At 70.9% G+C, this 23137-nt stretch carries 16 protein-coding genes; 8 read left to right on the top strand and 8 right to left on the bottom strand.

Annotated features, from left to right (window positions below; all coding sequences use genetic code 11):
- Window positions 1–70 precede the first annotated feature (70 nt).
- The 4 genes from OHB13_RS12250 to OHB13_RS12235 are packed head-to-tail and all read right to left on the bottom strand — an operon-like array spanning window position 71 to window position 5881.
- Window positions 71–1228 carry an acyl-CoA dehydrogenase family protein gene (locus OHB13_RS12250; RefSeq protein ID WP_266856837.1) on the bottom strand — a complete coding sequence of 386 codons (1158 nt, stop codon included), beginning with the start codon at window positions 1226–1228 and terminating at the stop codon, window positions 71–73.
- Between the two features lie 2 nt (window positions 1229–1230).
- Window positions 1231–2172, bottom strand: a complete 942-nt coding sequence (locus OHB13_RS12245) for a hydroxymethylglutaryl-CoA lyase (protein ID WP_266856839.1) — start codon at window positions 2170–2172, stop codon at window positions 1231–1233.
- Window positions 2169–4247, bottom strand: coding sequence for an acetyl/propionyl/methylcrotonyl-CoA carboxylase subunit alpha (locus OHB13_RS12240; protein WP_328377106.1), 2079 nt, complete (start codon window positions 4245–4247; stop codon window positions 2169–2171). Before OHB13_RS12240 ends, OHB13_RS12245 begins: the two co-directional genes overlap by 4 nt.
- An 11-nt stretch (window positions 4248–4258) precedes the next feature.
- Complete coding sequence (locus tag OHB13_RS12235; RefSeq protein WP_266856842.1) at window positions 4259–5881, bottom strand: carboxyl transferase domain-containing protein; 1623 nt, start codon at window positions 5879–5881, stop codon at window positions 4259–4261.
- Window positions 5882–6046: 165 nt separating this feature from the next.
- Here OHB13_RS12235 and OHB13_RS12230 point away from each other — a divergent pair, with 165 nt between their 5' ends.
- The 3 genes from OHB13_RS12230 to OHB13_RS12220 all read left to right on the top strand — a co-directional run bounded on the left by OHB13_RS12230 (window position 6047) and on the right by OHB13_RS12220 (window position 9854).
- Window positions 6047–6697 (top strand): SACE_7040 family transcriptional regulator, encoded by a 651-nt coding sequence (locus OHB13_RS12230; RefSeq protein ID WP_328377105.1) that lies wholly within the window; start codon window positions 6047–6049, stop codon window positions 6695–6697.
- A gap of 59 nt (window positions 6698–6756) precedes the next feature.
- Window positions 6757–7536: a phosphatase gene (locus tag OHB13_RS12225; protein ID WP_328377104.1), complete on the top strand. Its 780-nt coding sequence runs from the start codon at window positions 6757–6759 to the stop codon at window positions 7534–7536.
- A 314-nt stretch (window positions 7537–7850) separates the two neighbouring features.
- Entirely contained in the window at window positions 7851–9854 is a 2004-nt protein-coding gene (locus OHB13_RS12220; protein WP_328377103.1) for a NucA/NucB deoxyribonuclease domain-containing protein, read from the top strand.
- Window positions 9855–9964: 110 nt separating this feature from the next.
- Here OHB13_RS12220 and OHB13_RS12215 read toward each other — a convergent pair whose 3' ends face one another.
- Window positions 9965–10837, bottom strand: coding sequence for an acyl-CoA thioesterase (locus OHB13_RS12215; protein ID WP_266856850.1), 873 nt, complete (start codon window positions 10835–10837; stop codon window positions 9965–9967).
- A gap of 40 nt (window positions 10838–10877) precedes the next feature.
- Complete coding sequence (locus OHB13_RS12210; protein ID WP_328377102.1) at window positions 10878–12035, bottom strand: acyl-CoA dehydrogenase family protein; 1158 nt, start codon at window positions 12033–12035, stop codon at window positions 10878–10880.
- A 631-nt stretch (window positions 12036–12666) separates the two neighbouring features.
- On the opposite strand from OHB13_RS12210, the gene OHB13_RS12205 reads away from it, so the two are divergent.
- Entirely contained in the window at window positions 12667–14811 is a 2145-nt protein-coding gene (locus OHB13_RS12205; RefSeq protein WP_328377101.1) for an ATP-binding protein, read from the top strand.
- Between the two features lie 221 nt (window positions 14812–15032).
- Entirely contained in the window at window positions 15033–16115 is a 1083-nt protein-coding gene (locus tag OHB13_RS12200) for a hypothetical protein (RefSeq protein ID WP_328377100.1), read from the top strand.
- A 252-nt stretch (window positions 16116–16367) separates the two neighbouring features.
- On the opposite strand, the gene OHB13_RS12195 is transcribed toward OHB13_RS12200, so the two are convergent.
- Window positions 16368–17870 (bottom strand): PucR family transcriptional regulator, encoded by a 1503-nt coding sequence (locus OHB13_RS12195; protein ID WP_328377099.1) that lies wholly within the window; start codon window positions 17868–17870, stop codon window positions 16368–16370.
- 145 nt (window positions 17871–18015) lie between these two features.
- On the opposite strand from OHB13_RS12195, the gene OHB13_RS12190 reads away from it, so the two are divergent.
- The 3 genes from OHB13_RS12190 (at window position 18016) to OHB13_RS12180 (ending at window position 22234) form a co-directional block, all read left to right on the top strand.
- Window positions 18016–19521, top strand: coding sequence for a sodium:solute symporter (locus OHB13_RS12190; protein WP_328377098.1), 1506 nt, complete (start codon window positions 18016–18018; stop codon window positions 19519–19521).
- Between the two features lie 71 nt (window positions 19522–19592).
- Window positions 19593–20561, top strand: a complete 969-nt coding sequence (gene speB / locus OHB13_RS12185) for an agmatinase (protein ID WP_328377097.1) — start codon at window positions 19593–19595, stop codon at window positions 20559–20561.
- A complete protein-coding gene (locus OHB13_RS12180; RefSeq protein WP_328377096.1) occupies window positions 20558–22234 on the top strand; it encodes a thiamine pyrophosphate-binding protein in 1677 nt (558 codons plus the stop codon). Before speB ends, OHB13_RS12180 begins: the two co-directional genes overlap by 4 nt.
- Window positions 22235–22309: 75 nt before the next feature.
- Here the strand turns inward: OHB13_RS12180 and xdhC are convergent, their stop codons facing one another.
- Window positions 22310–23137, bottom strand: a complete 828-nt coding sequence (xdhC, locus tag OHB13_RS12175) for a xanthine dehydrogenase accessory protein XdhC (RefSeq protein WP_328380278.1) — start codon at window positions 23135–23137, stop codon at window positions 22310–22312.

The following is a 23137-nucleotide window of genomic DNA, read 5'->3' as shown; positions in this document are numbered from 1 at the left end:
GCCGGGCGGGCCGTACGGACTCTTCAGCACCGTACGGCCCCCCGGCACACACAAGACCCCAGGGCGGACCTCACCCCGTAGGCAGCCCCAACTCCCGTGCGATCAGCATCCGCTGGACCTCGCTCGTGCCCTCGCCGATCTCCAGGATCTTGGAGTCGCGCCACATCCTGGCCACCGGGTACTCGTTCATGAAGCCGTACCCGCCGTGGATCTGTGTCGCCTCGCGGGCGTTGTCCACCGCCACCGTCGAGGAGTACAGCTTCGCCAGCGCCGCCTCCTTCTTGAACGGGTCGCCGCTCACCAGCCGTGACGCCGCGTCCCGCCACGAGACACGCGCCGTGTGGGCCTTCATCTCCATGTCCGCGATCTTGAACTGGATGGCCTGGTTGTCGCCGATCGGGCGGCCGAACGCGTGGCGCTGCTTCGCGTACGCCAGGGACTCGTCCACACAGCCCTGCGCCAGGCCCGTCGCCAGGGCGGAGATCGCCACCCGGCCCTCGTCGAGGATGCGCAGGAACTGGGCGTAACCGCGGCCCTCTTCGCCGAGCAGGTTCGCCGCGGGGACCCGGACGTCCGAGAACGACAGCTCGCGGGTGTCCGACGCGTTCCAGCCGACCTTCGAGTACGGCGCCGCCACCGTGAAGCCGGGGGTACCCGAGGGGACGATGATCGCGGAGATGTGCGGGCGGCCGTCCGGCTTGCGGCCGGTGACCGCGGTGACCGTGACCAGGCCCGTGATGTCCGTACCGGAGTTGGTGATGAAGCACTTGGAGCCGTTGATCACCCAGTCGTCACCGTCGCGCACCGCAGTGGTGCGGGTGCCGCCCGCGTCCGAGCCGCACTCCGGCTCTGTCAGGCCGAACGCGCCCAGGATCTCGCCCGAGCACATCCGGGGCAGCCACTCACGCTTCTGCTCCTCCGTGCCGAAGCGGAAGACCGGCATCGCGCCCAGCGAGACGCCCGCCTCCAGGGTGATCGCCACCGACGAGTCGACGCGGGCCAGCTCCTCCAGGGCGATGCCCAGGGCGAAGTAGTCGCCGCCCATCCCGCCGTACTCCTCCGGGAACGGCAGCCCGAACAGGCCCATCCGGCCCATCTCGCGGATGATCTCGTACGGGAACTCATGGCGCTCGTAGAAGTCGCCGATCTTCGGGGCGACCACATCGTGTGCGAACGCCTCGACCGTGCGGCGGAGTTCTTCGAGTTCGGTGCTCAGACGGTGGTCCATCGTTACTGCTCCTGGTGGGAGAGGGCGCGTACGGTGCGGGACGGGCTGGGTCGGCCCAGTTGTCCGGCCATCCACACACTGGTGTCGGTGAGGCGGCCGAGGTCGACGCCGGTCTCGATGCCGAGTCCTTCGAGCATCCAGACGAGGTCTTCGGTGGCGAGATTGCCGGTGGCGGACTTCGCGTACGGGCAGCCGCCGAGCCCGCCCGCCGACGCGTCCACCGTGGTCACGCCGTGCTGGAGTGCGGCCAGGGTGTTGGAGAGCGCCTGGCCGTACGTGTCGTGGAAGTGGACGCCGAGCGAATCGGTGCCGACGCCGGCTTCGTTGAGGCCGGTGAGCAGGGCCTGTACGTGGCCGGGCGTCGCCGTCCCGATGGTGTCGCCGAGGCTCAGCTCGTCGCAGCCGAGGTCCAGCAGGCGCCGGGCGACCCCGACCACCCGGTCGACCGGGACCGGCCCCTCCCACGGGTCGCCGAAGCACATCGAGAGATAGCCGCGCACGTGCAGTCCCGCCGCGCGGGCCTTCGCGACGACCGGCGTGAACATGGCGAGCGACTCGTCCACGGTGCGGTTCAGATTGGCCTTGGCGAACGACTCCGTCACGCTGCCGAAGACCGCGATCCGGCGGGCCCCGAGCTCCAGTGCGCGGTCGAGGCCGCGGCTGTTCGGCACCAGGACCGGCAGGTCCACGCCCCGTAGATCCGCGAGCTGCGGGAACAGCTGCTCGGCGTCGGCCAGTTGGGGCACCCACTCGGGGCGCACGAAGCTGGTCGCCTCGATGGTCGTCAGCCCCGCGTCGGCCAGGCGGTGGATGAACTCCGCCTTCACCTCGGTCGGTACGACCGTCTTCTCGTTCTGCAGCCCGTCGCGGGCGCCGACCTCGTGGATACGGACCCGGGCCGGAAGCCCCTCCGCCGGTACGGACATGGGCAGGCCGTTGGTCATGACTCCTCCTGCGGGATTCCGGCCGGGTCGCCGATCGGGATGCTGCCCGGGAGGACGTCGGCCGGGATTCCGGCCGGGATGTCGTCCGGGACGTCGGCGGGGGTCCCGTTCGGGACGTCTGCCGGGGTGCCGGCCGGGACATCCAGGGCGTCGGCCGGGGTGACGACCGCCAGCACCTGGTCCATCGCGACCGTCGTGCCGGGGGCGACGTCCAGTTCGGTGACGGTGCCCGCGTGCGGGGCGGTGATCACGTGCTCCATCTTCATCGCCTCGACCACCAACAGGCCCTGACCGGCGACCACTTGGTCCCCGGTGGCGACCTTGACCACGGTGACCGTGCCCGGCATCGGCGCGGTGAGCGAACCGGCGCCGCCGCGGCCCGCCGCCGCGTCCAGCGTGGTCTGTACGGGGTCGTGGTCCTGGACGTGCCAGGCGTCGCCGTCCCGGCCGAGCCAGTCCCCGGCGTGGTGGAAGGTGTGCACGGTCCCGTCGACCGTGACCGTCACCGTGTCCGGTGTGACCCGGCCCGCGCCCCCGGTCAGTACTGCCTCGTGCCCGGTGATCTGAAGCCACCGGGTCACCGGCAGGGCGGGGCCGCCCAGCCGCCAGCCGCTCGGCGCCGAGAACGGGTCGGTCCAGCCGCCGGCGTCCGGTTCCGGAGCCGCCCCGGCCGCCCGTACCGCGGCCGCCGCCGTGTACACCTCGGGCGGCACCGTGTCCGGCACCAGGCCGTCCGCCTCCCGCTCCACCAGACCGGTGTCCAGCTCGCCCGCGACCACCGCCGGATGGGCCAGCAGTCGCCGCAGGAAGCCCGCGTTGGTCGGGACGCCCAGGGTGACCGTGCCGGCCAGCGCCGCCCGCAGCTTGCGCAGCGCCGTCGCGCGGTCCGGGCCGTACGCGATGACCTTCGACAGCATCGGGTCGTAGCGACTGCCGACCTCCACGCCCTCGCTGAGGCCCGAGTCGGTCCGTACGCCGTGCCCCTGCGGTTCGCGCAGCGCCAGCACCGTGCCGCCCGACGGCAGGAAGCCGCGCGACGGGTCCTCCGCGCAGACCCGCGCCTCGATGGCGTGCCCGGTGAGCACGATGTCCTTCTGCTCGTACGGCAGTCGCTCTCCCGCGGCGACCCGCAGCTGCCACTCCACCAGGTCGAGGCCGGTGATCAGCTCGGTCACCGGGTGCTCCACCTGGAGGCGGGTGTTCATCTCCATGAAGTAGTACGAGGACGGGTCGCCGCCCGGGACGATGAACTCCACCGTGCCCGCGCCCGTGTATCCGCAGCTGCGCGCGGCCTGGACCGCGGCCTCACCCATCGCGGCCCGCGTCGCCTCGTCCAGCAGGACCGACGGCGCCTCCTCGATGATCTTCTGGTGGCGGCGCTGGAGGGAGCACTCGCGTTCACCCAGGTGCACCACGTTCCCGTGGGCGTCCGCGAGGACCTGGATCTCGATGTGGCGCGGGCGGTCGATCCACCGCTCCACCAGCAGGGTGTCGTCGCCGAACGAGGACCGCGCCTCGCGCCGGGCCGATGCGATCTCGTCGGCCAGCAGCGCTTCGTCGCGGACCAGGTGCATCCCCTTGCCGCCGCCGCCCGCCGACGGCTTCAGCAGGACGGGCATCCCGATCTCCCGTGCGGACGCGGCCAGTTCGGCGTCGGTGAGCCCGCTGCCCGACGATCCGGGCACCACCGGGACGCCCGCGGCCCGCACCGTCGCCTTGGCGCGGATCTTGTCGCCCATCAGGGCGATCGCCGATGCGGGCGGCCCGATGAAGACCAGGCCCGCGTCGGCGCACGCCTGCGCGAACTCCGCGTTCTCGGCGAGGAACCCGTACCCGGGATGGACCGCCTGCGCGCCGGAGCGCGCCGCCGCGTCCAGCAGCCGTTCCACCGACAGATAGCTCTCGGCGGCGGGCGCGGGACCGAGCCGGACCGCGGTGTCGGCCTCCCGTACGTGCCGGGCGTCCGCGTCCGCGTCGCTGTAGACGGCGACCGAGCGGATGCCCAGCTCCCGCAGCGTACGGATGACGCGCACGGCGATCTCGCCCCGGTTGGCGATCAGAACGCTGTCGAACATTTCCACCCTCATCACATCCGGAAGACGCCGTAGCCGGGCGTTGCCCGGTCCTTCTGGGCCAGCGGGGCATTGGCGCAGGCGGTCAGCGCGAGGCCGACGACCTGGCGGGTCTCCAGCGGGTCGATCACGCCGTCGTCCCAGAGCCTGGCCGTCGCGTAGTAGGCGTTGCCCTGCTCCTCGTACTGCGCGCGGACCGGGGCCTTGAACGCCTCTTCGTCCTCGGCGCTCCAGTCGTCGCCCAGCTGGTCGCGCTTGACCGTGGCCAGCACGGAGGCGGCCTGCTCGCCGCCCATCACGGAGATCTTGGCGTTCGGCCACATCCACAGGAAGCGCGGCGAGTAGGCCCGGCCGCACATCGAGTAGTTCCCCGCGCCGTACGAGCCGCCGACGACCACGGTCAGCTTCGGCACCCGGGTGCAGGCCACCGCCGTCACCATCTTGGCGCCGTGCTTGGCGATCCCTCCCGCCTCGTAGTCCCGGCCGACCATGAAGCCGGAGATGTTCTGGAGGAAGAGCAGCGGAATGCCGCGCTGGTCGCACAGTTCGATGAAGTGCGCGCCCTTCTGGGCGGATTCGGAGAAGAGAATGCCGTTGTTGGCGACGATGCCGACCGGATGGCCGTGGATCCGGGCGAAGCCGGTGATCAGCGTCGTCCCGAACTCCGCCTTGAACTCGGCGAACCGCGAGCCGTCCGTGATGCGCGCGATCACCTCCCGTACGTCATAGGGCGTACGGGAGTCGACCGGCACCGCGCCGTACAGCCCGGCCGGGTCCACCTTCGGCTCCGCCACGGGCTCCACGGACCAGGGGAGCGGGGTGCGCTCCGGCAGCGTGGAGACGATGGTCCGGACGATACGCAGGGCGTGTGCGTCGTCCTCCGCGAGATGGTCGGTGACCCCGGAGGTCCGCGCGTGCACCTCGCCGCCGCCCAGCTCCTCGGCCGTGACGACCTCGCCGGTCGCGGCCTTCACCAGCGGCGGGCCGCCCAGGAAGATCGTGCCCTGGTTGCGGACGATCACCGCTTCGTCGCTCATCGCCGGGACGTACGCACCGCCCGCCGTGCAGGAGCCGAGCACGGCGGCGATCTGCGGGATGCCCAGGCCCGACATCCGGGCCTGGTTGTAGAAGATCCGGCCGAAGTGCTCGCGGTCCGGGAAGACCTCGTCCTGCATCGGCAGGAAGGCACCGCCCGAGTCGACCAGGTACACGCAGGGCAGCCGGTTCTCCAGGGCCACCTCCTGGGCGCGCAGATGCTTCTTCACGGTCATCGGGTAGTACGTGCCGCCCTTGACCGTGGCGTCATTGGCGACCACGACCACCTCGCGCCCGCTGACCCGGCCGATCCCGGCGATGACCCCGGCGGCGGGCGCCGACCCGCCGTACATGCCGTCGGCGGCCAGCGGCGCCAGCTCCAGGAACGGCGAGCCCGGGTCCAGGAGGGTGTCGACGCGGTCGCGCGGCAGCAGCTTCCCGCGCGCCACATGGCGGGCCCGCGACTTCTCGCCGCCGCCGAGACGCGCGGCTGCCAGCCGGGTCCGCAGCTCGGTGACGAGCGCTCCGTGCGCCGCCTCGTTGGCCCGCCAGGCCTCCGAAGCGGGATCGGCCGCGCTCGTCAGAACTGGTGCCTGCTGCATCGGTCGGGCCCCCTCTGCTCTGTGTGCTTTTCTGCTCTGCGCTGATGGCTTCTGGTCTGCGCCGATTGCTTCCGATCACCATCCCTACCCGGTCGGGGCGGTTAGTGATCGTTAACACCTGCGGCCAGGTTAACGCTCGCTAACCCCGCTGTCTAGAATGGAGCCATGAGCACCAGGACGGACGCCCCGACGCGGCGCGAGCAGATCCTCAAGGAGGCGGCACGCCTCTTCGCCGAGCGTGGCTTCCACGGCGTCGGCGTCGACGAGATAGGCGCAGCGGTGGGCATCAGCGGTCCCGGCCTCTACCGCCACTTCGCGGGCAAGGACGCGATGCTCGCGGAACTGCTCGTCGGGATCAGTGAGCGGCTGCTCGACGGCGGCCGGACGCGGGCGGAGCGGGCCGTGGGCGGCCCGGCGGCGGTACTCGCCTCACTGATCGACGGGCACATCGACTTCGCGCTCGACGACCGCCCGCTGATCACCGTCCACGACCGGGAGCTGGACCGGCTGCGCGACAGCGACCGCAAGGCGGTCCGCAGGCTCCAGCGGCAGTACGTCGAGCTGTGGGTCACCGTCGTACGCGAGCTGTACCCGCACACCCCGGAGCAGGAGGCCCGCGCGGCCGTGCACGCCGTCTTCGGCCTGCTGAACTCCACCCCGCACCTGGGCACCGGCGGCCTGCCCGGCCGGGCCGCCACCGGCGCGCTGCTGCGCCGCCTCGCGCACGGCGCCTTCGAGGCACTGGACGGGGCACCGGCACCGGCACCGGCATCAGTGCCGGAGCGGATGCCGGGCGGGGCGCCGGCGGCGGGCTGAGCCCCGTCTCCGCCGATACCGGACTGACGGGGACAGGGCCTGGCGTCCACAATGGGCTCATGCCGATACCCAGCCGTGCCGAACTCGTCGACCACCTCGTCCGCACCCGGATCGCCGGGAACGTCGCCACGCCCCGCGACAACAACCTCTCCCACTACCGCAAGCTCTCCAACGGCGACCGGCACTTCTGGCTGGGGCTCGAACTCGGTGACCGCTGGGCGGACGAGCAGGACGTACTCGCCGTGATGGCGGAGCGCTGCGGCGTCAACGACGACCCCGGGCACCGGCACGGCCAGGACACCATCGACCCGGAGCTGACGGTCGACGCCCTGGACCGGATGGCCGCCCGGCTGCGGAAGGCCGCCGAAGGCAGGGAGAGCGTGCTCTTCGCCACCGGCCACCCCGGCGGCCTGCTGGACGTGCACCGGGCCACCGCGGACGCGCTGCGTACGGCGGGCTGCGAGATCGTACGGATTCCGGGAGGGCTCACCGCCGACGAGGGCATGGTCTTCCAGTTCGCCGACGTCGCCGTGCTGGAGCGCGGGGCGACCCTCTGGCACACCCACTCGCCCGAGCCGATGCGGGCCGTCCTCGACGGCCTGGAGCGCGCGGGCAGGCCCCTGCCCGACCTGGTCGTCGCCGACCACGGCTGGGCGGGCTGCGCGGGCCAGCGGGGCCTCGACTCGATCGGATACGCGGACTGCAACGACCCCGCACTCTTCCTGGGCGAGGCCGAGGGCACGCTCCAGGTCACGGTCCCACTGGACGACCACGTCACGGACCCGCGCTTCTACGACCCGATGACGGCGTACCTGCTGGACGCGGCGGGGCTGGGCTGACGGCCGCCGGAAGATTCGCCAGGACTTCAGCAGCGCCATGCCCCGTTCCCTGCATTCAGCGAATCTCTGTCGTGGCCGAAGTCCATCCCGGAAGGATCGGCCTATTTCCGTAGCGTCGTTTCTCGGTGGTTGCGCTGTACTGGCTGGCACGGCGGGCGATACGCGCGCCGACGGCGGCGGGGGGCAGCGTGTTGGCGAGACGTCTCTTCATGGTCATGGCCATGATGGTCGCGTTGACAGGCGGCGCCACCGCCGCTCATGCGGCGCCCGGCTCCTGGCATTGGCGCCCGACGGCAACGCCGAAAAGCCATGTTGTGGCCGGCGAGATGCGCTCGGACAAGGAATCCGTACCCGGCGGATACAGCAAGGCTGATGCCGACAAGGCCGAGACCATGGAGGCGGGAGAGGGCGTCACCGCCGACTGCCAGGTGTACTGGCCTGCGCCCTACGAGGTCTGCGGGGCCATCAAGGACAAGTACAACGAGCTCGGTGGCCCGAACAGCTTCCTGCTGCTGCCCAAGTCCAACGAGCTGACCAACCCTGACGGGTACGGCAAACGCACCGAATTCGTCAACGGTCCGATCTACTGGTCGCCGCAGGGCGGGGCGCATCCGGTGGTCAACCATTTCTTCGCCGCGTGGGCCCGCAACGGCTACGAGGCAGGTGCTCTGGGCTACCCCACCAGCGACGAGCTGGTGAATGCCGACAACGTCGGGCGGCGCCAGCAGTTCGAGCACGGTGACATCTACTGGAAGCTCAACGAGGCCTACGCCGTGCACGGCGCGATCCTGGACAAGTGGAATGAGGCCGGCCGGGACGGTGGCTACCTCGGCTACCCGATCGGAGACGAGTTCACCACACCCGACGGCATCGGGCGGGCCAGCCGCTTCGAACACGGAATGATCTACTGGACCGAAGCCTATGGTGCGCACCCGGTCAGCGGCGGTCTGCTGACCAAGTGGGAGATGTCCGGGTTCGAGGCCGGACCGTACGGCTATCCGACCGCTGACCAACAGCCGCGAGGGTCATCCTTCGACCAGGAGTTCCAGTTCGGCACCATGGGGTTCCCCACCGACCCTGTGTCGGCGGCCGATCCCGATGACGGGGACGCTGAACCAACTGTGGGCGAAGCGCGGCCGGTGACCTGGTTCGACTTCGCGGCCGACGCCCGCACGGGCAACCAGACCCCGGTCAAACAGGGCCCCATCGGCGACCTGCAGCCGTGCCAGGAGGGCGTTTCCTGCATCGAGGGCGGGGAGCCGGGCCCGCCGGGCACGGACCCGGAGGACCCTGTCATCGACGGTCCCGATACCCAGGGGTCGTTCATTCCGGGCTGGTGCACCACAGAGGCGTGGGACGGACGGTGGCGGGCGAGCCGCAAGAACGCCTGCGCCATCTGGGACAACCTTGCCCTGAAGGTCCACAACTCCAAGGGCGCCGAGATCGGCAGCATGCCCTTCCTCGTGAAAACAGGCATCTTGAGCTCCCACAAATCCGGTGAGATCCAGCAAGAGGTCCGCATCACGTTCGGCCCCTTGGTCGGCGATGTGGGTACGCCGACCTGGCGCTACGAGCCGGACTACAACGGCCACGACAGCGATGCCTACAGCGTGGAGGGGCCCAAGAGCGGGTCCGTGATCAAACCCAACTCCACCAAGTCGATCGTCATCAAGTGGAAAGAACAGGCCATGGCGGACAACGCCATCGCATTTCCGGGCCTGAATTTCACGTACAGCTTCGGCAACCTCGGAGACGTGACTCCCAGCAACGACGGCGTGATCCGCAACAACATGTTCCGGTGCGACTCGACCATGAAAACCTCCAGCGGCAAGTACCGGCAGGGCTGTGTAGATGCCGGCAGGCCCCCGGAGTTCGAGTTGACCTCCGTCGATCCCGAACAGACCTGGCACGTCGAGGAAGCCATCAAGTCAGGTCTTCCGGGTGCGGCGGGGAGCCCGCTGCACAGGCTGGCCGACAAGAAGATGCGGGACATCAACCGACAGACCTCGTGCCCCAAGGCCGGCAAGGTACGTGATGGCCGGACGCTGGCAGGCAGGTCGTGCGACGAGTATCCATTCGCCTCGACCAAGGAGGGCGCGGCCTCGACGAAGAACGGCCGCACCATCAACGAGAACTGCCATGTCCCGGACCTGACACCCGCTACGGGACCGAACGGGTACAGCGTCTGCATGATCGACGCGAAACAGAACTCCCACAGCGGCAGTCTGCTCGGGTCCTTCTACGGCACTGAGCGGGTCATCGACGGGGACGAGTTCACCGTCACGACGTCCGGTGGCTCAGCGCCGCCCAAGCCCTGATCGACAGGTTGCACGTTGAATGCGAGGCCGTTCCACCCTGGAGAGGCAACGCTGAAAAATGGACGCCATGATCTGCGGGGTGCTGCTCACCGTGGCTGCCCGCCCCCCCGTCACCGGGGAACCCGGATCACGCCCTCCTGGATCACCGTGACCGCCAACTGCCCGTCCTGTGTGTAGATCCGGGCCTGGCCGAGGCCGCGTCCGCCGGACGAGGACGGGGACTCCTGGTCGTACAGCAGCCACTCGTCGGCCCGGAAGGGGCGGTGGAACCACATCGCGTGGTCCAGGCTGGCGCCGACCACGTCGCCGACCGCCCAGCCGCCGCGCCCGTGTGCGAGCAGCACCGAGTCGAGCAGTGTCATGTCGGAGACGTACGTCGCGAGGCAGACGTGCAGCAGCGGGTCGTCCGCCAGCTTGCCGTTCGTACGGAACCAGACCTGCGAGCGCGGCTCGCGCGGGGTGCCGACGCTGCCGAACGGCGGGGCGTCCACGTACCGCAGATCGACCGCCGCACGCGCCTCGATCAGCCGGTCCACGACCCCCGGCTCCAGGAAGTGGTCCGCGTACCGGGGCAACATCTCGGCCGCCGTCGGCAGCGTCTCCGGGTCCGGGGCCGGCGGCATGGCGGTCTGGTGGTCGAGCCCTTCCTCGTACGTCTGGAACGACGCCGAGAGATGGAAGATCGGCTGCCCGTGCTGGACCGCGACGACCCGGCGCGTGGTGAAGGAGCGGCCGTCGCGGATGCGGTCGACCGTGTACACGATCGGCGCGCCCGGGTCGCCGGGGCGCAGGAAGTACGCGTGCAGCGAGTGGGCCGTCCGGTCGGCGGGCACGGTGCGCCCGGCGGCGACCAGGGCCTGTGCGGCGACCTGGCCGCCGAAGACGCGCGGCACGACGGCGGAGCGGCTCAGACCGCGGAAGATGTCCTGCTCGATCCGCTCCAGGTCGAGCAGATCGAGCAGGGACTCAAGTGCCTGGTTCATGAGGCCATTTCTACAAGATGTTTCTGCGGTGTATCTCTGCCTACAGACCCATGCTCTTGGCGATGATCATCTTCATGACCTCGCTGGTGCCGCCGTAGATCCGGTTGACCCGGTTGTCCGCGTACAGGCGGGCGATCGGGTACTCGTTCATGTAGCCGTAACCGCCGTGCAGCTGGAGGCACTTGTCGATCACGCGGTGCGCGACCTCGGTGGTGAAGAGCTTCGCGGACGCGGACTCGGCCGCCGTCAGCTCGCCCAGGTCGTGGGCCTCCAGCGCGCGGTCGCAGACCGCCTCGGACGCGTCCACCTCGGCCTTGCAGGCGGCCAGCTCGAACTTGGTGTTCTGGAAGGACGCGACGGTCTTGCCGAAGACCGTGCGGTCCTGGACGTATGCCTGCGCGAACCGGACGGCGGCGGCAGCCTGCGCGTACGCGCCCACCGCGATGCCGAGGCGCTCCTGCGGGAGGTTCTGCCCGAGGTAGGAGAAGCCCTTGTGCTCCTCGCCGAGCAGGTCGCCGGCCGGCACCTTCACGTCGGTGAAGGAGAGCTCGGCGGTGTCGGAGGTCTTCAGCCCGAGCTTGTCGAGCTTGCGGCCGACCGCGTACCCCTCGGACTTCGTGTCGACGACGAGCAGCGATATGCCGTGCCGGCGGTCCTCGGGGGTCGGAGCGGCGGTGCGCGCGCAGACGATCACGCGGTCGGCGTGCACACCGCCGGTGATGAAGGTCTTGGCGCCGTTGAGCACGTAGTGCGTGCCGTCGTCCGACAGCTTGGCGGTGGTCTTCATGCCGGCCAGGTCGGAACCGGTGCCCGGCTCGGTCATGGCGATGGCGAACATCGAGGCGCCGCTGACGAAGTCGGGGAGCCAGCGCTTCTTCTGCTCATCGGTGGCGTACGCCTTCAGGTACGGCAGGCAGAGCGCTACATGCACCGAGGAACCGCCGAAGGAGACACCGGCGCGGGCGCACTCCTCCGAGATGATGGCCTGGAACTTGAAGGACTCCTCGCCGGCGCCGCCGAACTCCTCGGGCACCTCGATGCCGAAGATCCCCAGCTCACCGAGCTTGTGGTAGAACTCGCGCGGCACCTGGCCCGCCGCCAGCCACTCGTCGTACACGGGCACGACCTCGGCCTCGATGAAGGCCCGGATGGTGTCCCGGAACGCCTCGTGGTCCTCGTTGTAAACGGTACGGCGCACGGAAGGCTCCTCTGCGGTTCTGGCGTGCCCCCGGGGTCCGATCGGCCCGGCCGGCCACTCCTGCTAAGCGCTTGCTCAGTCGAAGTTACCGGGAGGTCACCGCGACTGTCCAGGGTGAGCCTGCGCACGCTTGAGCACGTGACGGTGCGGGCCGGGGAGGGCAGCGGTGAGCAGATCCACCCGGGGCCGGTTCCGTGCCGGTGGTGAGGGACGGTCCGACGGGGCTTGCGCCCAGAACCCGGCCACGGTGAGGGGCACGGGCCTTTGCCCTCGTGTGCGGGCCGACACCTCGCCACGGCCTGTCCGACGGAGCCCTCCCGGAGCGCCGGCTGCCGCGGTTGCCTGTCCGAACAGGCAGATCAAGGGATCGACCGGGCAGAGTCGGGTGCCCGGGTATCGTCCCCGAAGCCCTTGCGGCGCGGTCGACCCCCGCGAAAGGATGCGGCTCACGCAGCACCAGCACTCGCTGCTACAGAACCAGCCGGAAAGAGCGCAGCGTAGTAATGATCCGCGAAGTGGACGAGAGCCTCAGAATCGCACTCGACGGCGACTCGCCGGCGACATCCGGCCTCCGGGTGCCGCCCGTCTGCGCTCCCGCTCCGGGCCGGGCAGCCCGGCGTCCGGACGCGCGATGACAGCCCCGCAAGGCGGCGAGTCGGCCGACACCGGCACCGCGTCCGATGCCGAGGACGGCGCCGCCGTGCACGGCGCTTCCGACCACAATCCCGCCCGTCCTCTGCGCGACCGGCTCGCCGCCCAGCGTGAGCGGGTCGCCGCCCTGGTCCGGGAGCGGTCCGCCGATGACCCCACGGCCGACGACCCGCTGCGCGGGCTGTATCTGTCAAAGGACGCCGTACAGCACCTTCTGGAGAAGTCCGGCCCCGAACGGGAGGATCCCGCGCAGCGCGTCGTCGTCGCCGGGCGCGCGCCGCTCGGTCCCGCCGACCGGCTCGCCGGCCTGGCCGCGCGGATGGGGCTGACCGATCTGGAAACCACGACCCTGCTCCTTGCCCTCGCCCCGGATCTCGACCGCGATTTCGAGCAGCTGTACGGCTACCTCAACAACGACGTCAGCCGTCGGCGGGCGACCGTCGGGCTGGTGCTCGACGTGTGCGGCCTGCCCGCCCTGGACGCCACAGCCCGCGACCTCTTCCATCCGACCGCGCCGCTCTCCTGGTTCGGTCTGTTGCGGGTCGAGGAACCGGACGCTCCCTTCCTCGGCCGCACGCTGCGCGTACCCGACCGGCTGGCCGCCCACCTGATCGGCAACGACACCCCCGACGCCGCGCTGGAGGGGCATGTCCGCGCCTTGCGGGCCTCTCCCGCCGGAGCGGGCGATCCGCTGACGGACAAGTTGGCCAAGCCCCTCGCCCAACCCGACCCTCCTGTGATCTACCTGCGCGAGCGTCGGGAAGGCGACGGTCTGGCCTGCGCGGCCGCGGCCCTCACCGCCGCGGGCCGACCCGCGCTGCACCTCACCACCGCGGCGGAGACACGCTCACGGGAGACCGGCGAGCAACGCGACAGCGGCGACGAACGGTCCGGCGGTACGCACGCCCACAGTCCGCTGCCGCAACTGCTGCTTGAGGCCCGGCTGCGCGGCTGCGCGATCGTGGTGTACCCGCTGCCGGAGCAGCCGGCCGACCTGATCCGCTCGCTCGACACAGGCGACGTGCCGATGATCCTCATCGGAGCGGCGCCGTACGACCCTCAGTGGTGCGATCCCGACCCGCTCGTCCTGGACGCACCCGGTTCGACGTCGGACAGGGTGGGGCTCTGGGCCGCCGCCCTCGGAGTGGAGTCGGCGCAGGACCTGGGCTTCGATCTGGCCGGGACGGTCGCCACCTACCGACTGGACGGCGACCGGATTCGCCGGGCCGCCCACTCGGCGCTGGATCTCGCCGCTCTGGACGACACCGATGTGACGGCCGAGCACCTGCGACTGGCCGCCCGACAGCAGTCCGCGTCGGGGCTGGAACGGCACGCCCGCCGGATCATGCCGGCCGTCGGCTGGCATGACCTGGTCCTGCCGAAGGCTCCGCTGGAACATCTGCACGAGTTGGCCCAGCGCGCCCGGCACCGCGAACGGGTGCTCGGGGACTGGCAGCTGAGCGCCGGGGGAGGCCGGGGCCGGGGCGTCCTCGCGATGTTCGCCGGGGAGTCCGGTACCGGGAAGACGCTCTCCGCGGAAGTGATCGCCGCCGACCTCGGCCTGGACCTCTACGTCGTGCAGCTGTCGTCCGTGGTGGACAAATACGTCGGTGAAACGGAGAAGAACCTGGAGCGGATCTTCAGCGAGGCCGACCGCACCGACGCCGTGCTCCTCTTCGACGAGGCCGACGCCGTGTTCGGGAAGCGCTCCGACGTGAAGGACGCCCACGACCGGTACGCCAACCTCGAAAGCGCCTACCTGCTGCAACGCCTGGAGTCGTTCAGCGGCATCGCCGTGCTCACCACCAACCTGCGCGCCAACATCGACGACGCCTTCACCCGCAGGCTGGATCTGGTGGTCGACTTCCCCTTCCCCGATGAGGACCAGCGGCTGGCCCTGTGGCGGCACAGCCTGGCCCACGTTCCGTGCGCGGACGACATCGACCCGGCACTGTGCGCCCGGGACTTCGAGTTGGCCGGTGGCTCGATCCGCAGCGCCGTGGTGACCGCCGCCTACGCCGCGGCCACCCGCGGCGGTTCTGTCACCTCGGACGACCTGCTGGCCGGTGCGCAGAGGGAATACCGCAAGGCCGGACGCCTGGTCGTGGGCGACACCGGCTGGTGAGCGGACGGGCCCGTCGGGCCGCTTGTGCAGCCGGCCGGTATCGGCCGGCTCGTCGGTCAACTTCGCTTCACCGTAAGCCCGTAGGCCCGCCGATCCCGGTGCGCCGGGGCGTAACCAGCGAGCCCTGGAAAGGAATCCTGACGCCGCTGTACGGCTCTCAAGTGAGCGAAGTACGCTGCCAGGACTGATCGTTCGAAATCCCCCATCGCAGAGGCCACTCCATGCACTCTCATGTAGGCCCGGCAGGGGATGCCGACTGGACCAAGGCCAAAGGGCCAGTACGGCGTCCCTCGCAGGCGTTCTCTCCCCCCACCCATGCCAATGACGCGGCACAGGCCGCCGCGAGCCTGGCGCACCCCACCGCCGCGTCGATGGGCGTCCTCCAGCGCAGTGTCGGCAACGCCGGTCTCACCGCTGCTCTGAGCAGGGGGCGAGGCGGCACCACCGGCACGACGGGTGGCAACGCCCCGACGGTGCAGCGGGCCGGTAGCAGCCGGAGGAGCAGTCGCTACTCCGATGAGTACGATGAGTACTACGGTGAGTCACCCTTGTACGACCGCACGGAATCGAGCTACATCGACCGTGATTACCTGGGGCGCCAGCCCACCCGGAGGCACCCCTCCCAGAACAGTGTGATGAACAATCGCTCGGCGGCCCGTCACATGCGGGACGCCGGCGTACACCCCGGCGGCCCGGTGTCCCACCTGCACCTCGCGGCCGCCTACAGCCACGGTGACCCGGTGTACGGCACACCTCAGCGGTCATCGAACCTGGCCCCCGGCACCGATGGCACGAACCTCTCGCATCGCCGCTACGAGTACGCCAACTCGGGGCACCAGATGCCCATGGTGGATGTCCGTGGAAGCGTCCCGCGATACCAGAGTTCGCGGGTCCCGCAGTATGCCTCCCCGGTCGATATGCACGGAATTCCGATCACGCAGGCCGGTATGAGCCGACGGGTCGGCCGAAGCAGCATCTACCGCGACCTGGAATATTCCATGAGGTCGCCCCATGAGCCCCTGGGCAGCGAACCGTTCTCAACCAGGCTCGATCCCTTCGACACCCGAACGGCCGCAGAGCGCGAACGGCGGGGAGATCTCCCGCACACCAACGAAATCCGCAGGCAGGCGCAGTACGCCGCGGCGCGTCAGGTGGTGTCGGGGCTGGACGCCGGTGTGGTTCCGGAGTACGACGACTGGGAGCAGGATCGTTTGAGGCGGGCGAGTTCGCGCAGTTCGCGCAGCCCTTCCCTGAGTCCGGCCCGCCGACCGCGGTACCGGCGCCGGGACAGTGACGACTGGTAGAGCCCGTCACACCCCGGCCGGTCCGCTCGCGGCCCTACGACTGCGCGCGGACCGGCCCGAACCGCCGCCTTCCCCCCGGCGCCAGGGTGACAGCTGATCCCGCACCGCTGGTTGCTCGATGCGGCCGCCACCTTCGACGTTGCCGTACGACGACCTGCGCCGGCCGTTCACCGAGGCGGAGTCCGGAATAGCCTGGTCGGTCATGCTGTCCCAGCGGCACAGGGACGCGGCGGGAATCGCCTGCGGTTCGGTTCACCCCTGCCGCAGCGCGAACCACAGCTCCGTCCGTACGTCCATGTCGTCCAGGTCGGAGCCGAGCAGTGTCGCGCAGCGGCCGATGCGCTGGCGGACCGTGTTGCGGTGGATGGCCAGGGCCACCGCCGTACGGTCCCAACTGCCGTGCAGTGCGAGCCAGGTGCGCAGCGTCTCCAGCAGTGCGGGCGGTGGCGGGTCGCCGAGCGGGGCGAGGAGAGTGCGAGCGTGGGCCGCTGCCTCCGTCGGGTCGAGGAGGGCGGCGAGGCCCGTCGTGCCGTGCCGGGACAGCGGGGTGCGGGTCGCCTTCGCGTGGCGCAGGGCCCGGCCGGCCTGGGCGTCGGCCGCCGGGAGGTCCCGTAGCGCGGCCGGGGCGCTCAGCCCGAGCGTCCAGCCGGGGTGGCGGGCGACCTCGCGGTCGGCGGGCAGCAGGATGCGCACGGTGTCGGCCGACGTGTCCACCAGCGGGCTGCCGAGTGCGGGCGGGGCCCCCGTGCCATGGGCGTGCACCACCGTCCAGGGGCCCTCGCCCAGCAGTGGCGACACGTCGGCGGGTGCGGCGCCGAGCAGCAGCCGGACCAGCGCGGACGAGCGCGCCGCCTCATCGGCGCCCTGCCGGGGGGCGGTGAGCAGCGAGAGCAGGACGACTGCGACCCCGGCGATGGTGTGGTCGCCCGGTTCGCGTGAGGTGGTGGCCACGCCGAGCACCAGTCCCTCACCGCCCGCCACCGCGTACGCCGCGAGGTGCGCGGAGCCCGCCGTGTCGGTGGCGGACGTGGGGGCGGGGCGCGGGCCGGCCGGACCGGCCCCGGGCGCCGGGGAAGGGGGCGGCTGCGCCCCCGGCGTGCCCGCCCCTGGCGCACCTGCCCCCGGCCGTACGACCCGGGCGAGTGCCGCCAGTGCCTCGCGCGCCCCGGGCTCCGGCTCGCGTCCCGCCGCCTGGAGCGCCGTACCGTCCGGGGCGAGCAGTACCGCCCGGCCGCCGAGCCGGGTGGCCAGCTGGCGCAGTACCGCCGGTACCGGGTCCGGGCGGGCCGCCGCCGCTGCCAGGCCCTGCTGGGCCTGGGACACCCGGCGCAGCTCGTGGTGGCGGGCCTCCGCCATCAGGCCCCACACCGCGCGGGCCACCGCCGTGAAGGGGGTCCTGGTCGGCACCTCCACCAGTGGCAGGCCATGGCGGTCGCACGCGGCGCCCAGCGCATCCGGCACCGTGTCGTACACCGGCGCGAGCCCGAAGCCGAGCGCCGCTCCGCCCGCCGCGACGATGCGGGCCGCGTACCGGTCCGGGTCGTCGGCGAGCTGCACCCCGGCGGTCAGCAGCAGCTCACCGCCGAGCAGATACGGATACGGGTCGGCCATCTCACTGGTGTGCACCCAGTGCACCGCAGCACCGCCGCCTTCCCCGGCCGGAGGGCCCGCGACCTGGCGCAGTCCGAGGTCCCGCCGGGCGAGCAGGGCCGACAGCTGGACGGGGGCGGTGGGGGGAGCGGCGAGGTCCGGCATGGACGTTCCATCCATCGGTGGAGAGGTTCAGTGGATGGAACGTACACTTCAACGTCGCTTTCAGGCCACCTAGGGTCAACGTTCGAAAGCAGTCCGGCGCAGGTGGCAGAGGTGTTACGGCCCCCCGCGATGAGAGGGAGCGCGCATGGCAGTCGACTACGCGGTGATCGTGGCCTACCTGGCCGGAATGCTCGCCATGGGCTGGTGGGGCATGCGCCGCGCCAAGTCCAAGTCCGAGTTCCTGGTGGCGGGCCGCAGGCTCGGACCCGCCATGTACTCCGGCACCATGGCCGCGATCGTGCTCGGTGGCGCCTCCACCATCGGCGGTGTGGGCCTCGGGTACCAGTACGGCCTCTCCGGCGCCTGGATGGTCTTCACCATCGGCCTGGGGCTCCTCGCGCTCAGCATCTTCTTCTCCGGGCGCATCGCCCGGCTGAAGGTCTACACCGTCTCCGAGATGCTCGACCTGCGCTACGGCGGCCGGGCCGGGATCATCTCCGGCGTCGTCATGTGGGCGTACACGCTGATGCTCGCGGTCACCTCGACCATCGCCTACGCCACGATCTTCGACGTCCTCTTCGACATGAACCGGACCGTGGCGATCATCCTCGGCGGTGCGATCGTTGTCGCGTACTCGACGCTCGGCGGCATGTGGTCGATCACCCTCACCGACATGGTGCAGTTCGTCGTCAAGACGATCGGCGTGCTCCTCCTGCTGCTGCCGATCGCGATCGTCAAGGCCGGCGGCTTCTCGGAGATGAAGGCCAAGCTGCCCACCTCGTACTTCGACCCGCTGGGCATCGGCGCCGAGACGATCTTCACGTATGTCCTGATCTACACCTTCGGCATGCTGATCGGGCAGGACATCTGGCAGCGGGTCTTCACCGCGCGCAGCGACAAGGTCGCCCGGCTCGGCGGCACGGTCGCCGGTACGTACTGCCTGGTGTACGCGGTCGCCGGCGCCGTCATCGGGACGGCCGCCAAGGTCATGTACCCGAAGCTGCCGAGCTCCGACGCGGCCTTCGCGACCATCGTGAAGGACGAACTGCCCATCGGCGTAAGGGGACTGGTGCTCGCCGCCGCGCTGGCCGCGGTGATGTCCACCTCGTCCGGTGCCCTGATCGCCTGCGCCACCGTCGCCAACAACGACATCTGGTCGCGGCTGCGCGGGATACGGGGCGGCGGGGGCAAGAAGGGCGAGGACCACGACGAGGTACGCGGCAACAGGGCCTTCATCCTCGCCATGGGTGTCCTGGTCATCTGTATCGCCATCGCGCTGAACAACGTCGTCGAGGCGCTCACCGTCGCGTACAACCTGCTGGTCGGCGGGTTGCTGGTGCCGATTCTCGGCGGTCTGCTGTGGAAGCGCGGCACCGTGCAGGGAGCGCTGGCGTCCGTCACGGTGGGCGGGCTCGTCGTCCTCGGCCTGATGGTGAAGTACGGAGCCCTCGCCAACGAGCCGATCTACTACGGGCTGCTCAGCTCCCTGGTCGTGTACGTCGTCGTCTCACTGGCCACCAGGCCGACGGACGCGGCGGTACTCGCGGCCTGGCGGGAGCGGCTGGCCGGGCGGGACGGATCCGGCGCGTCCGGCGCTGAAGAAGCCAACGGGCCCGGCTCCGCCTCCGATTCCGTACCGGCCCACAGCTAAAGTTCCCACGGGCCCAAAAAGCACCGAACACGCGTCAAAAGCGCAGAAATAAAGAGAAGAAGGGCACACCCATGAGCAGCACCGAACAGCCGCGCGGCCCCGTCGATTCGTCCCGCGTCCCCCGGTACGCCGGCCCCGCGACCTTCGCCAGGCTGCCCCGGCTCGACGAGGTCGGCACCGCCGATGTGGCCGTTGTCGGTGTGCCCTTCGACTCCGGCGTCTCCTACCGGCCCGGCGCCCGCTTCGGCGGCAACGCCATCCGCGAGGCGTCCCGGCTGCTGCGCCCGTACAACCCGGCGCAGGACGCGTCGCCGTTCGCGCTGGCGCAGGTCGCCGACGCGGGCGACATCGCGGCCAACCCGTTCAACATCAACGAGGCCGTCGACACCATCGAGGCCGCCGCCGACGACCTGCTCTCCACCGGCGCCCGGCTGATGACGCTCGGCGGCGACCACACGATCGCGCTGCCGCTGCTGCGCTCGGTCGCCAAGCAGCACGGCCCGGTCGCGCTGCTCCACTTCGACGCACACCTGGACACCTGGGACACCTACTTCGGCGCCGAGTACACCCACGGCACGCCGTTCCGCCGGGCCGTCGAGGAGGGCATCCTCGACACCTCCGCGCTCTCGCACGTCGGCACGCGCGGCCCGCTCTACGGCAAGAAGGACCTGGACGACGACGCGAAGATGGGCTTCGGCATCGTCTCGTCGGCCGATGTCATGCGGCGCGGGGTGGACGAGATCACCGACCAGCTGCGCCAGCGCATCGGCAGCCGGCCGCTGTACATCTCCATCGACATCGACGTACTGGACCCGGCACACGCGCCCGGCACCGGCACCCCCGAGGCCGGCGGGCTGACCTCCCGCGAACTCCTGGAGATCGTCCGCGGGCTCTCCTCCTGCCACCTGGTCTCCGCCGACCTGGTCGAGGTCGCCCCGGCGTACGACCACGCCGAGATCACCTCCGTCGCCGCCTCCCACACGGCGTACGAACTCACCACGATCATGTCGCGCCAGATTGCCGAGGCCCGAGCCAAGTGACGCACGACCACCACCACGAGACCCCACGGCTCACCGCGGAGCAGACCGCCGCCGCGCTCAACCCTCCGGCGGGGCGCAACGGCGGCGACCTGGTCGTCGAGACCCTCCAAGGGCTGGGCGCCACCACGGTCTTCGGCCTCCCCGGCCAGCACGCGCTCGGCATGTTCGACGCGCTGCGCCGCTCGGCGCTCTCGTACGTGGGGCTGCGCGTCGAGAACAACGCGGGCTTCGCAGCCGACGCGTACGGCCGGATCACCGGCGAGGTCGCCCCGCTGCTGCTCTCCACCGGCCCCGGCGCACTGACCTCGCTCGCCGCGCTCCAGGAGGCGGCGGCGGCCAGCGCGCCCGTGCTCGCGATCTCCAGCCAGGTCCCGACGGCCGGGCTCGGCGGCGGACGCCATGGGTACCTGCATGAACTCCGCGACCAGAAGGCGTCGTTCCGCGACATCGTGAAGTCCGTGCACACCGTGCGCACCGCGTCCCAGATCCCCTCCGCCATCGCGGCGGCCTGGGAGTCCGCGCTGACCGCCCCGCACGGCCCCGTCTGGGTGGAGATCCCGCAGGACGTGCTGCTCGCGGAGACGACCCTCCCGCCCGTCACCGCGATGGACGCGACCCCGCGCGAGCTGGAGCCGCGCCCCGAACTGACCGCGGTGGCAGCGCACCTGCTCTCGCACGCCGAGCGCCCGGTGATCATCGCGGGCGGCGGTGTCGTACGGTCCGACGCGGCCGGAAAGCTGCTCGCGCTCGCCGAACGCCTCGACGCCCCGGTCGTCTGCACGGTCGGCGGCAAGGGCGCGTTCCCGTGGGAGCACCCGCTCTCGCTCCAGTCCTGGATGGAGGACCGGCACACCACGGACTTCCTGGAGGCGGCGGACGTCCTGCTGGTCGTCGGCTCCGGGCTCGGCGAACTCTCCTCGAACTACCACACGTTCAAGCCACGCGGCCGGGTCGTCCAGATCGAGGCCGACCTCGGCAAGCTGGAGTCCAACCACCCGGCGCTCGGCATCCACGCGGACGCCCGGATCGCGCTGTCCGCCCTGCTCGATACGGTGGAGGAGCGCACCGACCCGGGCGCTGCCGACGCCGTACGCACCGTCCTCGCCAAGGTCGCGGAGCGGATCGCGGGCCAGGACCTGGACGGGGAACAGCAGATCCTGGCCTCGGTCAGGGCCGCGCTGCCCGCCACGTCGCCCAGCTTCTGGGACATGACGATCCTCGCCTACTGGGCCTGGTCCGCCTGGCCCGGCGCCCTGCACTCCGCCCAGGGCGCGGGCGGCCTCGGCTACGGCTTCCCGGCCGCGCTGGGGGCAGCGGTCGCCGACCCCACCACACCGGTCCTCGCGGTGTCGGGCGACGGCGGCGCGATGTACTCGATCGCGGAGCTGGCCACGGCCCGCCAGTACGGTCTGCCGGTCACCTGGCTGATCGTGGACGACGGCGGCTACGGCATCCTGCGCGAGTACATGGAGGACGCCTTCGGCGAGGCCACCGCCACGGAACTCACCCGCCCGGACTTCGTGGCCCTGGCGGAGTCCTTCGGGGTCCCGGCACTGCGTACGACTCCGGAGACCCTGACCGAGGATCTGGCCAAGGCGTTCGCGGAGCCGGGCCCTTCGGTGGTCGTGCTGCCGGCGGTGCTGAAGATGTTCGCGCCCACGCATCTGGGTTGAGGCGCGGCCGTGGGGACACGGCACAGGGCCTTTCGTTCGGGTCAGGCCGGGCCGGCCTGACCCGAACGGCCGGCCTCACCCTCGTACGAGCGATGAGGCCTCCTGGGCTTCGAAGGTGCGCAGCACATCGGCCGCGATGCTCACGGCAATGGTCGCGGGTTCCTTGCCGGTGATGTCGGCCAGCCCGATCGGGGTCTTGATCCGGTTGATGGCGGCCTCGTCATGACCGCCCTCGGTGGCAAGGCGTTTGCGGAACCGTGCCCACTTGGCCGCCGACCCGATCAACCCGATGGAACCGAGATGGGGCGTGCGCAGGGCGGCGTCGCACAGCGCGGCGTCCTCGGCGTGGTCATGGGTCATGATCAGGACCTGGGTGCCGGGTGGCAATGTCTCCAGCACCTCCTCGGGCAGCAGCGGTGTGTGATGGACGTGCACGTCCGCCACCGCGTCCGCGAGCACGCCGAGCCGCTGCTCGGTGAGGATGTCGGAACGGGTGTCGATCAGATGGAGGTCGAGATCCTGACGCGCCAGGATGCGCACCAGTTCCAGCCCTACGTGCCCGACCCCGAAGACCGCCACCGCCCGTACCACCGGCAGCGGTTCGAGCAGCACCGAGACCGTGCCGCCGCAGCACTGCACGCCATGCCGGTTGGTCACCTTGTCGTTCAGGGCGAAATCAATCAGCTCCGGCTCCGGCTTGGACGTGGTGATCATTTCCCGGGCCCGGTCGATGGTGACGGCCTCGACGTTGCCGCCACCGATCGAGCCCCACGCCTCGGTCCGACCCACGACGAGTTTCGCACCGGCGTCGCGCGGCGCATGGCCGCGCACGGTCGCGACGGTCGCCAGCACGCCGGGCTCCCTGCGTGTTCGCAACCGTGCGACCGCGGCGACCCATGTCAT

The sequence above is a fragment of the Streptomyces sp. NBC_00440 genome, assembly GCF_036014215.1.
In the GTDB taxonomy this organism is placed as follows: Bacteria; Actinomycetota; Actinomycetes; order Streptomycetales; family Streptomycetaceae; genus Streptomyces.
This window is presented reverse-complemented; position numbering and strand designations above follow the sequence as displayed.

Coding starts and splice junctions, on each gene's coding strand:
- OHB13_RS12195 (WP_328377099.1), bottom strand. CDS start 17,870: ATGCCGGACCTCGCCGCTCCCCCCACCGCCCCCGTCCAGCTGTCGGCC.
- OHB13_RS12215 (WP_266856850.1), bottom strand. CDS start 10,837: ATGAACCAGGCACTTGAGTCCCTGCTCGATCTGCTCGACCTGGAGCGG.
- OHB13_RS12205 (WP_328377101.1), top strand. CDS start 12,667: ATGACAGCCCCGCAAGGCGGCGAGTCGGCCGACACCGGCACCGCGTCC.
- speB (WP_328377097.1), top strand. CDS start 19,593: ATGAGCAGCACCGAACAGCCGCGCGGCCCCGTCGATTCGTCCCGCGTC.
- OHB13_RS12250 (WP_266856837.1), bottom strand. CDS start 1,228: ATGGACCACCGTCTGAGCACCGAACTCGAAGAACTCCGCCGCACGGTC.
- xdhC (WP_328380278.1), bottom strand. CDS start 23,137: ATGACATGGGTCGCCGCGGTCGCACGGTTGCGAACACGCAGGGAGCCC.
- OHB13_RS12230 (WP_328377105.1), top strand. CDS start 6,047: ATGAGCACCAGGACGGACGCCCCGACGCGGCGCGAGCAGATCCTCAAG.
- OHB13_RS12225 (WP_328377104.1), top strand. CDS start 6,757: ATGCCGATACCCAGCCGTGCCGAACTCGTCGACCACCTCGTCCGCACC.
- OHB13_RS12190 (WP_328377098.1), top strand. CDS start 18,016: ATGGCAGTCGACTACGCGGTGATCGTGGCCTACCTGGCCGGAATGCTC.
- OHB13_RS12235 (WP_266856842.1), bottom strand. CDS start 5,881: ATGCAGCAGGCACCAGTTCTGACGAGCGCGGCCGATCCCGCTTCGGAG.
- OHB13_RS12245 (WP_266856839.1), bottom strand. CDS start 2,172: ATGACCAACGGCCTGCCCATGTCCGTACCGGCGGAGGGGCTTCCGGCC.
- OHB13_RS12240 (WP_328377106.1), bottom strand. CDS start 4,247: ATGTTCGACAGCGTTCTGATCGCCAACCGGGGCGAGATCGCCGTGCGC.
- OHB13_RS12200 (WP_328377100.1), top strand. CDS start 15,033: ATGCACTCTCATGTAGGCCCGGCAGGGGATGCCGACTGGACCAAGGCC.